Annotated in this window: 8 protein-coding genes; all 8 read right to left on the reverse strand. The window is 72.1% G+C overall.

From position 1 onward, the window contains the following. Positions 1–93 precede the first annotated feature (93 nt). Positions 94–1,863 carry a hypothetical protein gene (locus AB0761_RS32845; protein WP_377272877.1) on the reverse strand — a complete coding sequence of 590 codons (1,770 nt, stop codon included), beginning with the start codon at positions 1,861–1,863 and terminating at the stop codon, positions 94–96. Beyond that, the gene (locus AB0761_RS32850) at positions 1,860–2,576 is read right to left on the reverse strand and encodes an ABC transporter ATP-binding protein (protein WP_377272878.1); all 717 of its coding nucleotides are present in this window, start codon (positions 2,574–2,576) and stop codon (positions 1,860–1,862) included. Before AB0761_RS32850 ends, AB0761_RS32845 begins: the two co-directional genes overlap by 4 nt. 112 nt (positions 2,577–2,688) lie before the next feature. Then, the gene (locus AB0761_RS32855) at positions 2,689–3,366 is read right to left on the reverse strand and encodes a response regulator (RefSeq protein ID WP_377272879.1); all 678 of its coding nucleotides are present in this window, start codon (positions 3,364–3,366) and stop codon (positions 2,689–2,691) included. Next, complete coding sequence (locus AB0761_RS32860; RefSeq protein ID WP_377272880.1) at positions 3,363–4,658, reverse strand: sensor histidine kinase; 1,296 nt, start codon at positions 4,656–4,658, stop codon at positions 3,363–3,365. The genes AB0761_RS32855 and AB0761_RS32860 overlap by 4 nt, the downstream gene beginning before the upstream one ends. 99 nt (positions 4,659–4,757) lie before the next feature. After that, positions 4,758–5,606, reverse strand: coding sequence for an ABC transporter permease (locus AB0761_RS32865; protein ID WP_377272881.1), 849 nt, complete (start codon positions 5,604–5,606; stop codon positions 4,758–4,760). Then, entirely contained in the window at positions 5,603–6,532 is a 930-nt protein-coding gene (locus tag AB0761_RS32870) for an ABC transporter ATP-binding protein (RefSeq protein WP_377272882.1), read from the reverse strand. Before AB0761_RS32870 ends, AB0761_RS32865 begins: the two co-directional genes overlap by 4 nt. Before the next feature lie 486 nt (positions 6,533–7,018). Next, entirely contained in the window at positions 7,019–7,324 is a 306-nt protein-coding gene (locus AB0761_RS32875; protein WP_377272883.1) for a hypothetical protein, read from the reverse strand. A 547-nt stretch (positions 7,325–7,871) separates the two neighbouring features. Next, positions 7,872–13,361: a LamG-like jellyroll fold domain-containing protein gene (locus AB0761_RS32880; RefSeq protein ID WP_377272884.1), complete on the reverse strand. Its 5,490-nt coding sequence runs from the start codon at positions 13,359–13,361 to the stop codon at positions 7,872–7,874. Positions 13,362–13,670: the final 309 nt, after the last annotated feature.

Genomic DNA, 13,670 nt, shown 5'->3' on the forward strand with positions numbered 1-13,670 from the left:
AGGAGAATTGACAAGTCGCCGACAGGCAACCCCGATCGCGGCCTCGGGCGGGGGCGGGCGACGGCCGCCGCCCGCCCCCGCCACCCGTCGGCTTCAGGCCCTCGCGGTGTTCCCCTCCGAAGGCCGGGCCCTGACGGTCAGCTTCCCGGCGCGTTCGCGGCCCCACCACAGCAGTGCTGCGCCCAGCGCGGCGCTCCACACCGCGGCAGTGAGGACGGCCGAGGCCGAACCGCTGGTCAGGGCTCGGGCGAACGGCACGGTGAGGACGGCCACGGCCACCGCAGGCCCGGACGCGTACCAGGCGGCGAACAGGAAGGGCCCGAGGCTGCCGGAGCCCGGCGTCTGGCTGGTGGGGCCCATCATCAGATCCTGGCGGATCACGCCTCGGCAGGCGTTGACCAGCCCGGCACCGACCAGGGCGGGAACGGCGGCGGGCGCCAGCCATGCCTGGGATCCCGCACCGGACAGCACGGCGGCCCCCGCGCACACCGCTCCCAGGAGGATCCCGGAAGCTGCGGGCACGATCGTGTGCCGCAGCATCAGCTCGGCGAACGGATAGGGCGACCAGGAGGCCCGCCGGACGTCATCGGTCTCGATCCGGGCGGGCTCCAGCAGCTGCGCCACCGCCAGGTAGCCGAAGACCAGCGCGAGAGCCGTGCCCGCCCAGGGGAGGACGCCGGTGGCGGAGTGGACCAGGAACGCGCAGAGCGTGGCGGGCACGGCGAGCAGCACCGCGCGACCCAGCCGGGCGGGGGCGCGCAGCAGCGCGAGGGTGTCGCGCCACGGCACTGCAAGCCAGGCGGCGCGCGGCGCGGGCAGCCCCAGGCGCCGCGGGGCCGGGCCCGACGACGCACTGGTGATGGCGAGGCGTGCGGACCTCAGTTCCACGGTCCTCAGCGCCGCCAGGACCCCGGCTGCCGTCCGGGCGCGGGCGCGCAGCCGGGCCGGCGGCACACTCCCGCATGCACGGTCGGCGAGCACCACACCGGCTGCGGTGAGGAGGACCAGCAGTACGGCGGCGGGCCAGGACCCCGGCTGGGCCCCGGGCGTCGGGGCGAGTGCGGCAAGGCCCGCCCAGCCCCAGGGCCCGGACCACATCTCTGCACGTTCCAGCCAGGGCACCCGGTGCCCCTGCGCCGCCAGGACGCTCTGGGCGACGAGCAGGAGCACGGCCACGGTCAGGACGGGGGTGAACCTGCGGACCTGCCGGGCGACCCGGTCGTGCAGCTCCACCGCCAGGCCCGCGCAGGTGGCCAGCAGCGGCACGCAGACCCCGCCGAGCACGCACCAGCCGAACGCCGCGAGGAGTCCGGTTCGGGTGGTCAGCCCGAGGGCGACCATGGCGCCGCACGCGGCCACGATTCCAGGGACGGCCGTCAGTGCGCAGGACAGCCAGAACCAGGGGCGCAGGACCCGCCTGGGCTGGACGGGCTGCGGCAGCAGCCAGTCCGCCGTGGGCCTGGGTGGTATCACGGGTCCTCGCCAGAGCCCGTCGCGGGCGGCCAGCAGCAGGGTGGCGAGGGACGCGGCGGCGACACCGCTCGGGAGGGCGGCGAGCAGCGCGGGGCCGTGGCCGGTGTAGTCGGCGCCCATCGAGGACTGCAGCAGCAGTCCGAAGCTCGGGGTCACACCCCAGACGACCAGGATCATCAGGACGCAGTAGACGGTGAAGCCGATCTGGCCGGCGCGGTTGCGGCGGTGCGGGGCACGCATGGCCCGCAGCAGGGCCAGTGCCTCGTCGGTCCAGTCGTCGTCGGCGGTCCACTCGGACGGCGGATCGCTCCGGTCGGGGGCGTCGAGGTCGCACTCGTCGGCAGGGCGGGGCAGCAGGCCGGTGGGCGGCGGAGCGGTCTGGTCGGTCACCGGCCGACTCCCCGAAGGCTGCCGGAGAGGACGCTCTGCGGGGAGCCCTTGGCCAGGACCTTGCCGTCCTCCAGCACCAGCACCCGGTCCGCGACCTCCAGTGCCAGGTCGGTGTGGTGGGTGACCAGCAGAACCGCGACGCCGTCCGCGAGCTCGGCCTTCAGCAGCCCCGCGAGCTGACGGCGGGCGTCCGGGTCGAGCCGCTGCTCGGGTTCGTCGAGCAGCAGCAGATCCCGGGGCCGGACCATCGCACAGGCCAGCAGCAGCGCCTGCATCTGCCCGGAGGACAGCGCCGAGGGGAGCGCGTCGGCCCGCTCCGCCAGTCCCCGGTCGGCCAGGACGTGCTCGATCCAGGCGTGGGCGTCCGCGACACCGTGGGCGACCGCCACCAGCAGCAGGTGCTCGCGCACCGAGAGGTCGGGGTAGCAGGCGACGGTGTCGCCGACCACGGCCACCCTGGACCGGATCCGCGGGTCGTTCTCGTCCATGGGTATGCCGTCGAAGCGGACGGTGCCGCTGGTCGGCCGCTCGCGGCCGGCCGCGATCCGCAGCAGGGTCGACTTGCCGGATCCGTTGTGGCCCAGCAGGGCCACGCACTGACCGGCGGCGAGCTTCAGGCTGACGGGGTGCAGAACCTGCCGTTCGCCGTAGGTGCGGCTCACACCGGTCAGGTGGAGCAGCGCATTGAGCGGCTCCTTGGGCGTCTTGGCCATGCGTGGTTGCCTCTCGCTGCGGGTGTCATTGAAGCCTACCTATCGGCTCGCCGGTTCCCGCAGGCAGCCGACGGTCCGGTGCCCCGCCGGGGCGGGGCGTCGCGGCCGCTTGTCAGCCGGGCCCGATAGGGCGGGCGAGACCCAGGTCATAGGCGAAGATCACGGCTTGCACCCGGTCCCGGGCGCCGATCTTCGCCAGGACCCGGCCGATGTGCGTCTTCACCGTGGACTCCGACAGCACCAGCCGTTCGGCGATCTCACCGTTGGTCCAGCCCTGCCCGATGGCGACCAGGATCTCCCGCTCCCGCTCGGTGAGGCTGCGCAGCCTGGGGTCGTCGGGCAGCTCCTCCCCGGGCGGTCGGCCGGGCAGGTGGTGGGCGTAGGCGTCGAGGAGGCGCCGGGTGAGGCCGGGGGCGATGACGGCGTCGCCACCGGCGACCGCGCGGATGCCGGCGAGGAGCTCCTCGGGGAGGGCATCCTTGAGCAGGAAGCCGCTGGCTCCGGCCCGCAGCGCGGTGTACGCGTACTCGTCGAGGTCGAAGGTGGTGAGGACCAGGACGCGGGAGCGCCCACCGGTGGCGACGATCCGGCGGGTGGCCTCGATGCCGTCCATCCCGGGCATCCGTACGTCCATGAGGACCACGTCGGGGCTCAGCTCGGCGGCCTTGCGGACCGCCTCGGCGCCGTGCCCGGCCTCGCCCACGACCTCGGTGTCGGGTGTGCTCTCCAGCAGCATCCGGAAGCCGAGCCGCTGAAGCGGCTGGTCGTCCACGATCAGCACGGTGGTCATGCCGCACCGCCTGCCGGGTCGGGCAGCGGGGCGGCGTCCAGCACGGCCTCGACGATCCATCCGCCGCCGGGCCGGGGGCCGGCGGCGACCGTCCCGCCGTAGAGGGCTGCCCGTTCTCTCATACCGCTGAGTCCATGACCTTCCTCGTTGGCCGTCGCCGGGTGGCGGGCGCCGCCGGCCGGACCGGTGTCCTCGACGACAAGGCGGATGACCTGCCCGTCGACGGTCAGGATGACATGCGCCCGGGTGTCGGTGCCCGCGTGCTTGAGGGTGTTGGTCAGCGCCTCCTGCACGATACGGAAGACCGCCAGCTGCACCCCGCGGTCGAGCGACTCCATGTCACCGCCGGACCGGTAGACGACCTGGGGTCCGGCCGCGCGGATCCGGGCGCACAGCGCGTCCACGTCGGCGATGCCCGGCTGGGGCGTGAGTTCGGGAGCCTCCGGGGCTTCGCGGAGCACCCCCAGCATCCGGCGGAGCTCGCGCAGTGCCTGCCGGCCGGTGCCGGCGATCAGCTCCAGGGCCTCCTTGCTGCGCTGGGGGGCCACGTCGGCCGCATAGGCCCCGCCGTCCGCGAGGCCGATGATCACGGAGAGGTTGTGGCCGATGATGTCGTGCATCTCACGGGCCATCTGGGTGCGCTCGGCGGCGGCGGCCAGTCTGCTGCGCTGGTCGCGTTCGATCTCCAGCCGGGCCGCGCGGTCCCGCAGCGCGGCGAGCTGGGCCCGCCGGATCCGTACCGCCAGACCCAGGGCGACGGCCGCGGTCACGGTGCTGAACAGGAAGAACAGCGCCTCCAGCAGACTGACCGCGACCGATACCCGTGCGGCCACCAGCAGCAGCGCACCACCGGTGAGCGCACAGGCCCAGGTCAGCTTTCGCAGGCTGCCGTGCAGCGCCAGGCTGTACAGGGCGATGATCAGGGCGATGTCGGCGTGCAGCGGCGGACCCAGCGCCCACTGGAGCACAAACACCGCCACCACCACGGAGAAGGCCGCGAACGGAGCCCTGCGCCGCCACAGCAGCGGCAGCACCAGCCCGGCCTGGAGAGCCAGCACACTGCCCACAGGCAACCGGACAAAACGGACCTCGTCCTCGTGCTGGCCGCTGTGGTGCACCAGCTGCGGCAGACAGAACAGCAGCACCACCACGACCACCACGGCGGTGTCCAGCACCCATGGCCGGTCCTGGTCCGCCCTGCGCAGCCGCTGCCACCCGCGGGCCAGCCGGGCCACCAGGGGATGACCCCACAGGGGGTCCAGCCCGAGGAGCGCGGTGTCGTCTGTGCTCATGGGGGTCACCTGTCCAGGGTGGGTGAAGAGACGCCGGTGCGGCACCCGGTCGATCCGGGTGCCGCACCGGCGGGGCGGAGGACCGCCGTCACGCCGTCGTCAGGCGTCGGTCCGCACCAGCCGGTACGCGGCACCGGCCAGGGCCAGCAGGGTCCAGCCGAGGAAGACCAGCAGACCGGCGCCGGGCGTCAGGGTGTTGGCGTCGTGGTGCAGTGCGAACATCGACTCGCCCGCGATGCTGGGCAGATACGGACTGATGTTGTCCTGCCAGGAGGTGGGCAGCAGCGAGATCAGACCGGGTACCAGCATCAGCGCGCCGACCAGGACCGAGATGCCGCCCGCCACCGAGCGCAGCAGGGCGCCCAGAGCGGTGCCGATCACCGCGACCAGGCCGAGGTAGAGCCCGGCGCCGAGCAGGCTGCGCAGCACGCCGGCGTCGGAGAGCGACAGTGCCGCGGGTGTCCCGGAGACGATGCCGCTGCCGATCAGGAAGGCGACGAACGCACCCACCGTGCCGACCAGCAGCGCGACCACTCCGTAGACCCCGGCCTTGGACCAGAGCACCGGGAGCCTGCGCGGGACCGCCGCCAGGGTGGAGCGGATCATCCCGGTGGAGTACTCGCCCGCGGTGACCAGCACCCCCAGGACGCCCAGCGCCAACTGCCCGAAGCTGGTCCCGAACAGGGACAGGTTGACCGCCGTGGCGTCGGCGAAGTCCCGGTCCAGGTGACGGCCGGAGGTGATATTGGACTTGTAGTGCGCCGAGGCGATCAGTCCGAAGGCCACCACGAAGAGCAGTGCCAGGCCCAGGGTGATCCAGGTGGAGCGCAGGGACCACAGCTTGGCCCACTCGGCGCGCAGCACCCGCGGTCCGCTCACCCGGTACGTCGGGCGTGCGGCCGGGGCGGGGGCGGTCGCAGGGGTCGGAGTCGGAGCGACGGTGGTCATGCTGCCCTCCCGGAGGTCTCGGTGGAACCGTGGTACTCCACGGCGTCCTTGGTCAGATCCATGAAGGCCTCCTCCAGGGAGACCCTGGAGGGGGTGAGCTCGAAGACGGCGATGCCGTGCTCGGCGGCCGTGGTCCCGATCGAGCGGGCGGAGAGACCGACCACCTGGAGCTCCTCGGAGCCCGCGGCGCCGGTGATCTCCACACCGGGGCCGGCCAGCACCTCGCGCAGCCGCGCCGGGTCGGCGCTGACCACCTTCACCGTGTCACTGCCGGCCTGGCGCACCAGGTCCTCCACGGTGGTGTCGGCCAGCAGCCTGCCGCGCCCGACGACGATCAGATGGTCGGCGACCAGTGCCATCTCGCTCATCAGATGCGAGGAGACAAAGACCGTACGGCCCTCGGCGGCCAGCCCGGTGAGGAGGTTGCGGATCCACAGCACACCCTCGGGGTCCAGTCCGTTGACCGGCTCGTCGAGCATGATCGTGGCGGGATCGCCCAGCAGTGCGGCCGCGATGCCCAGCCGCTGGCCCATGCCGAGGGAGAAGGCACCGGCCCGCTTCTTGGCCACGCCCTGGAGTCCGGTCAGCTCGATGACCTCGTCCACCCGGCGGCGCGGGATGCCATGGGTGTACGCCTGGGCCATCAGGTGGTCGAACGCGGAGCGGCCCGGGTGGATCGACTTCGCCTCCAGCAGCGCCCCGACCTCCTGGAGCGGAGAGGTGTGCTCGGCGTAGCGGCGGCCGTTGACGGTCACCGAACCGCTGGTCGGGGCGTCCAGCCCCACGATCATCCGCATCGTCGTCGACTTGCCGGCGCCGTTGGGGCCCAGGAAGCCGGTCACGGTGCCGGGCCGGACCGTGAAGTCCAGCCGGTCCACCGCCGTCTTCTCCCCGTACCGCTTGGTCAGCTGATGCGCTTCGATCATCGGTTCTTCCCTCACGCCCGGGCGCCGGGCCCTCCCGGTCCGCCTCACCGGCAACGCTAGGAGGGGGAGCGGCGGCAACCGTGGTACCCGGGTGCGATCTGCGGGCGGCGGGTAGTACCGCGGGACTACCTGCCCGTCCACCGCCCGGTGGATGTCCGCATCCCGGCCTGGTCGAGGCCGGCGACAGGGTCGGCGCCCATGGTGCGGAAGAAGCGCTGGACCTCCGGGGTCCTGCTCGTCGACGACGTCCGCGGCCGGGCCCGGTGCTCCGGTCCGCTCGCGGACCGCTGGCGGCCGGTCCGTCCCACCTCGCCGCCGAAGGCCTGGCCGCCTGTCTGCCGGCGCCCGGGTGAACCGGCGGTCGCCGGACCGGAGGGGCCGGGCACCGCCGCAGCGGCGGACCCGCCGGACATGGCAGGGCCGGCGGGCCCGACGAGGAGTCGGGGCCGCCGGCCGCCTGTAGGTGTCCTGGAGGGGAACCGGCCGTCAGATGAAGCCGCGACCGAGGCCGAAGCCGCCGAAGCCGCCGAGACCGCCGATGCCGCGGCCGAAGCGCCCGCGGTCGTTGCAGCCGCCACCGAAGATGCTGCTGAAGATGGCGTCGTCCTGGCAGTAGTACCAGCTGCGCTCCCAGTGGGAGCTGTGGTGGCCGCCGCGGCTGTAGTGGCCGCCGCCGCCGCCCCCTCCGTAGTTCTCCCCGCCGCCCGCAAACGCGGTGCCGGCGAAGGGGAGAACGGTGGCCGCAGCCGCGAGGGCAGCGGTGCCGGCGATACGCGAGAAACGCAGAGACATACTGTTCACACCTTACGAAGAGTTCCGATCCCCGAGCCCCCTCACCGTAATCAGATGTCGGTGGTGGTCGCGCGACGGCTGTGCCATCTGGCCCAGAGGGTGTGTCGGCGCATCAGGGCCTCCGGCGGACGGCCCGTCACCCGCCGGGACCTGCGGGAATGCCTCTGACGCCTGCTTCGGTCCGATGTGGAGATATGGTCAAAGTGCCGAGCCGGCAAGGTCGTCGAGCGATCTGTCGGACAGTCATACCGGTGGACGGCGGCCGGGTCGGGAATGGGCCGCACGGGGGGTCGGAAGAGGCTCGGACGGCCGGTCGCCCTGGAGGGTGTAGGGCAGATGTTCGATGCCCTTTTCGGCAGTCAGAAGAGCTTGTTCGAGGGGGTTCGGGAGCCGCCGCAACCCACCCGTGGCGGGGTCCGGGACTGCTGCCGGACCGGCCCGGGCGCTCTGCTGGGAACAGCCGTTCGGACCGGACCCGGGCCGGGCCGGGAACGCGACGGCTCCGGCAGGGCGGGGGCCCTGCCGGAGCCGTCCGGTGCGGATCGGATCAGCCCAGGTGGGCGATCTGGGTCGGGGTCAGGGCGCTGTTCCAGACGGTCACGTCGGACACCGAGCCGTTGGCGTACTCGGCGTAGGCGTCATCTGCCCAGCGGCGGCCGATCTGGAAGTTGCCGCCGGCGGACCAGGGGGTGGTGAAGGAGACGGGGGTTCCTTGCGCGACCCCGTTGACGAAGAGCTGGACGGTCCGTGAGCTGTCGTCGTACACACCCGTCAGATGTGTCCAGACGCCGGTGCTCACGGCGGCGGTGCCGGTGTAGGAGCGGGTGATCACCGGGCCGACGACATCCGACACATGCCGGTTGAAGGTCCAGCCGTAGGCGGTCGAGTAGTAGAGCTGGAAACCGCTGCCGTGGACGCCGTCCTGTCCCAGGAAGGTGCTGTTGGCCGCGGTGTCGTTGAGCTTGACCCAGGCGGAGACCGTGAGGCTGCGCGTGGTGTCCAGGACCGGTCCTGCGGTGTCCAGGTACCCGGTCGCGCCGTCCAGCGCCAGGGAGCCGTTGTGCTCGGTGCTCCAGGTGCCGGTGCCGTTCAGGGTGGCGTCGTGGAGCCCGACCGCGTCGGCCGCGGTGGTGCCGCTGCCGTCGTCGAGCCGCCAGTGGCCGGACGGGATGCCGGCGTCGGTGCCGGTGGCGTACCCGGAGTAGGCCTCGGCGTCGGTGAGGGGGCGGTTGTAGCGCTGGACGTCGGCGATGGAGCCGCCCACGAAGCTGTTCCAGACGCCGTTGGTGTGGGAGTGGCCGATGTCCAGGTGTCCCCGGGCGTCCCAGGCGGTGTCGGTGTAGGCGACCGTGCTGGTCAGTGCGCCGTTGACATAGAGGCGCAGCACGGGCTTGGCCGGGTCGGTGGTGGCGTCGTACACGCCGGTGAGCTGGGTCCAGGTGTTGGCGACCGGGGTCACCCCGCCGTCGATGGACTTGGCCCTGGTGAGGGTGGGACTGGCGGCGTCCGTGGCCGCGCGGTTGAAGATCCAGGAGTTGTAGGAGCTGGAGTAGTAGAGGTCGAAGGCGTAGAAGGTGGTACCGCCCTGGGAGGCGATGTCCTGATTGGCCGTCAGGTTGTTCAGCCTGACCCAGGCCGAGACCGTGAAGCTGCCGGTGGTGTCGACGCCCCAGCCCTTGGTCTCCATCCCGCCGGTGGTGCCGTTGAGGGTGGCGGCGGGCATGCTGCGGCCGGTGCTGTCCGTGCTGCTGCCCCAGGTGGCCCCACCGGTCGTGGTGAGGTCGTTGGAGGCGGCGGAGTCATGGGCACTGGTGCCGGTGGACTCGTTCAGCAGCCAGTGGTTCACCGGGCCGGTCTTGGGCAGCGTCCAGGTCACTGCGGTGCCGCTGTTGCAGGCGGCGAGCTGGAGCTGGGTGTCGATGGTGGTGGAGCTCCCGGGGTCGGCCAGGCAGAGCCCCGAGTGCGGGTTCATCAGCTGCCCGTCGGCCAGGGTCTGCCACTGCTGGGAGGCGGTGGCGTTGCAGCCGTACAGCTGGATGAGGGTGCCGGCAGCGGTTGCGCCGCCGGTGACGTCCACGCACGTCGCGCTGTGGGTGTCCGGGCGCACGGTGCCGTCCGGGTAGAAGGTCCAGTTCTGCGCGGGGGTGCCGTTGCAGGTGTAGATCTGCATCTTGGTGCCGTTGGTGAGGGTGCCGCTGGGGTCGTCGGCGCACATGCCGGAGACCTTGGAGGCCAGCGTTCCCGAGGGCTTGGCGGCCGCGGTGGTCCCGTCGAGCCCGGCGACCTGGGCGGCGGTCAGCGCCTTGGTCCAGGTCTGGACGTCGTCGAGCTGGCCGTTGAAGAACCCGGTGTGGGCCCCGTTGGAGAGCACCTGGCCGACGGTGAACTTGCCGGTGGCGTTCCAGCTGGTCGCCGTGTGGGTCGCGGTGCCCAGCAGGATGCCGTCGGCGTAGAGCGACATCCGGGAGCCCGACGGGTCGTAGGTGGCGACCAGATGGGCCCAGGCGCCGACATGGGCGTGGACGGCGGTGCCGCTGGCGGTGTCCAGGACCGGGCTCGCGGCGTCGGTCTGCGGCATGGAGAACCTCCAGGTGCCGCTGGCCGAGTCGGAGTACAGCTGGAAGCCGTCGGCCTTGGTGGCGTCCTGCGAGACCGCGGTGCCGCCGAGCGCGTCGGGGTTGACCCAGGCGGACACGGTGAACGCGGTGTTGCTGGAGAGCGCCGGTCCGGAGGCGGTCAGCGCGCCGCTGGTGCCGTCCAGGTTGGCGTCCGGGTTGCGCAGGTCGTCACCGGTGCCCCAGCTGGCGCCGGCGTTGCCGGTGAGGGCCAGGGTCCCGACGGTGTCGTTGACGGTGGCGATGGTGCCGTCCGCGTTGCCGTCGCTGTCCTGGTCCAGCGGCCAGCTGTGGCCGGGGGCGGTGAGGGTGGCGGCGGCGGAGGCCGTGACGACCCCGGTGTGGGAGTCGGCGTTGAGGTTCTTCACCAGATTGGCCTTGCTGGCCGCACTGCCGGTGGTGGTCCACAGGTCCGGGGTGCCGTCACCGTTGATGTCGGCGGCCTGCAGGGTCGTCGCGGTGCCCTTGTTCCAGGTGCCGGCGGCGAGGGTGTAGGCGGTGTAGCCGAGCGAGTCGGTGCCGTCGGTGTCCTGGTTGTGCTTGAGGTCCTCCCACAGCTGGAGGTCGCCGGTGGACTTGTTCCACAGGAACATCGCGGTGCCGCCGGGCAGCTGGGTGGTGGCGATGGTCCACTGGTCCCAGTCCTTGGTGCCGTCCGGCGACGCATTGGTCAGCGGCCAGGAGAGGAACTGCCCGACGCTGTCGCCGAAGACGCCGTACAGCACCAGGCTGTAGCCGTCGGCGGCGTCACCGGAGACCCCGATCAGGTCCGGCAGGGTGCCGCCGGGGGTGTAGGTGTGCCCGGCGTTGGCCACCTGGAGGGGGCTGTTGCCGTACGGGTCGAACAGATTGTCCTTGATCACGGTGGTCTGGTTGCCGGCCGTCGGTGCCAGCGGGCTGCCGTCGCCGTTGGTGTCGATGACCGAGCCGGCGCCGGTGGCCGGGTCGTAGTCCAGCACGGCCTGGAGCCCGCTGCCCGCGGCGCCGGTGAACATGCCGGTGATCGCCTGGGTGCCGTCGAAGTCGGCGGCGCTGCCGCTGGTGTTGACCCCGGTGCCGGAGACGCCGATGTCGGCGATGCCCGACACCGCGACGCCCGCGGCGGCGGTGGTCTGGCCGGGAGCCAGCCAGAGCCCGGACGGCAGGCCGTTCTGCTTGCCGACGGTCAGCAGGTCGGGCAGGCCGTCGCCGGTGAGGTCGCCGTCGGCGGGTACGGCCGCGGGGGCCGCGTCAAAGGTGACCACGGCCGGGCTGGGGCCGTAGTTGCCGCCCGGGGAGAGCGCGGTGACCGTCACCACGTTGGTGCGCCGGCTGGGGGTGATCGCCACGGTGGCGTTGCCCGCGCTGTCGGCGGCGATGCTGTGCGGCGCACCGCCGTTGAGCTGCACCTCATAGCTGCCCGGGGTGGTCCCGATGCAGCCGTCGGCGGCCTTGCAGGTGATGGCCACCGTGGTACGGGTGCCGATCACGGCCCCCGGGGGCACGTCCGCGTCCGGGGAGCCCGGGCGGGTCGGGTCGAAGACGAAGCTGCAACTGGCCGTGCCGCCGGTGTACTTGCCGTCGCTGGCCTTGACCGTCCAGTCCACCGTCATGGGGCTGCTGCCGGACGACGCCTTGAGGGTCGCCTCGGCGAGCTTGTACGACAGTGTGCTGCCCGAGTTGGTGTTGAGGCTGTTGGGGTCGCTGGGGGTGCCGAGGGTGGCTCCCGTGGCGTGGTTCTTGGCGGTGAAGGTGGCGCCGACCACTCCGCCGTTCTTGTCGGTGACCTTGGCGTACAGGGTCACATTGCCGTCCCCGACGGTCACCGCGTGGCTGCACGAGGTGGACGGCGAGGTGCTCAGCGAGCTGGGGGTGTCCGGCGGGATGTCATAGGTGGTGGACACCGAGGTCGAGCTGGGCTGGAACTTCTTCCAGGCCAGGTCGTCGGTCTCACTGGCCTTCAGCGCGAAGGTGAGGCTGGAGGTGCTGCCGGTGGCAGCGGTCTGCATGGGCCCGGAGATGTCGAAGCCGACGCCCTTGGCGGGGCAGGAGGAGCTCCAGCCGTGGGCCACCGTCTGGGAGTCGACCACGCTGCCGAGCGCGGGCTGGTTGCTCCAGGTCGTCGAGGAGGAGACGGAGCCGGTCTTCACCAGCTGCACCTCCTTGGCCGTGCAGGAGGCCGACCAGGTCTCGGTGATGTTCAGCTGCGAGGAGAGCACCTTGGTGGTGCTGCCGAAGATCTTCGAGGGCACGCTGATCTGGAGGTAGGCGCGCGCCTTGTAGAACGGGCTCTCCCAGTCGTTGTAGCCCACCCGCAGGCCGGTGGCGTCGGAGGTCTTCCAGAAGCTGCTGTCGGAGTAGTACGAGTTGGTGTACGTCCAGCCCTGGAGGCTGCTGGAGGCCGACGGCGCCACGAAGTTGAGCGTCGGGTCGATGTAGACCGGGTAGGTCGTCCCGCCGCCGGTCAGCAGTGAGGCGTCGGGCGTCAGACTGATGTCGTGGGTGCCGGTCTGCACCGCGATCGGGGCGACATGCGCGGCCTCGCCGGGGCCGGCGGCGGAGGAGGCGACCGGCTCGCCGTTGGCGGGGTCGACCTCCGCGGTGCCGGGCTGCGCCGCGCCGGATGCGGCGGTGTCCCCGGCCGGTCCGGCGGCGGACCGGGCGGACCGCTGTGCCAGGCCGGCGGCGGCGTGCTTGGCCGAGTCCCACATGGTGGGGGCGGGGGCGGTGTACACGGGACCGTGGGCGTCACGGGCGGTGATGTTGCCCGCGGCGTCCGAGTCGATCTGGAGCCCCTTGGCGGAGGTGGCGAGCGTGAGCGACTTCAGCGTCGGGTTTGCAGCCGCTGCCGCGCTCTTGACGACCAGCACCTCGGAGAGCGATCCCTGCGCGTCCGCGGTGGCCACCAGGTCCACATCGGGGAGGACGTCCGGGTAGGTGGCGGTCGGGCCGGAGAGCACCGGCTCGGGGAGCGCCATCGGCAGGGTCAGGGCCAGGCTGCGGCCGCGGTCGGCCAGGGTGGCCAGCGGTCCCGCGCCGCCGGGGGAGAGGGTCAGACCGCTGCTGGTCTGCGTGGTGGTGATCGAGCCGTCGGCGTTGCGCTTCAGCGTCGGGTCGAGGTCGACCCAGGACGATCCGGACCACTTGCGCACCGGCGCGAGGGACTGATTGAGCGTCAGGGTCCCGTCGGGGTTGGCGGTGAGGGTGCTGTCCTCGGTGGTCGCCGCGTCGGCCCGGACCGGCTTGCCGGTCGCGGTGGCCCGGGCGACCGCCTGACCTGTGGTGAGGTCCTGGGGCGCCGAGGGTGCCGCGGTCGCCGCGGCGGCGGGGGTGGGTGCGAGTGCGGCGACCACGGTGGTCGATCCGGCTATCACCAGGCCCAGGGTGGTACCGGCGCTGACCGCGCGTCGTAGGACGCGGCGGAGCGGTGGAGAGGCGGACACAAACGGCTCGCTTTCGTGAAGATGCCCAACAAGCACGGCTGGCTGCCAACGCTAGAAAGAGAGTTGGCAGACAGTCAGAACTGTGATGGGGATCACCGCTTGCTTTCGCCAGCTTATGATCGCTTTCGTCGATTTTGGCTAAACGATCTTTGCCAAGGCATGACCCGTCCATGGCAGCCGGACATGTGAGGGTGGGGCCCGTCCGGAGTGCTGCCGCTGAGGCATGCGCCGGTCCTGTGCATCCCTGCGCGTTTTCGCGCGGCTGGCTTTGGGGGAGTGGGATCCGCCTTATGGGACGGGAAGTCGGAG

The organism is Peterkaempfera podocarpi, assembly GCF_042466665.1.
Classification (GTDB): Bacteria; Actinomycetota; Actinomycetes; order Streptomycetales; family Streptomycetaceae; genus Peterkaempfera; species Peterkaempfera podocarpi.

Bases quoted from the DNA above. Each gene is read 5' to 3' on its own strand.
- AB0761_RS32850 (WP_377272878.1), bottom strand. From the start codon at position 2,576: ATGGCCAAGACGCCCAAGGAGCCGCTCAATGCGCTGCTCCACCTGACC.
- AB0761_RS32855 (WP_377272879.1), bottom strand. From the start codon at position 3,366: ATGACCACCGTGCTGATCGTGGACGACCAGCCGCTTCAGCGGCTCGGC.
- AB0761_RS32860 (WP_377272880.1), bottom strand. From the start codon at position 4,658: ATGAGCACAGACGACACCGCGCTCCTCGGGCTGGACCCCCTGTGGGGT.
- AB0761_RS32865 (WP_377272881.1), bottom strand. From the start codon at position 5,606: ATGACCACCGTCGCTCCGACTCCGACCCCTGCGACCGCCCCCGCCCCG.
- AB0761_RS32870 (WP_377272882.1), bottom strand. From the start codon at position 6,532: ATGATCGAAGCGCATCAGCTGACCAAGCGGTACGGGGAGAAGACGGCG.
- AB0761_RS32875 (WP_377272883.1), bottom strand. From the start codon at position 7,324: ATGTCTCTGCGTTTCTCGCGTATCGCCGGCACCGCTGCCCTCGCGGCT.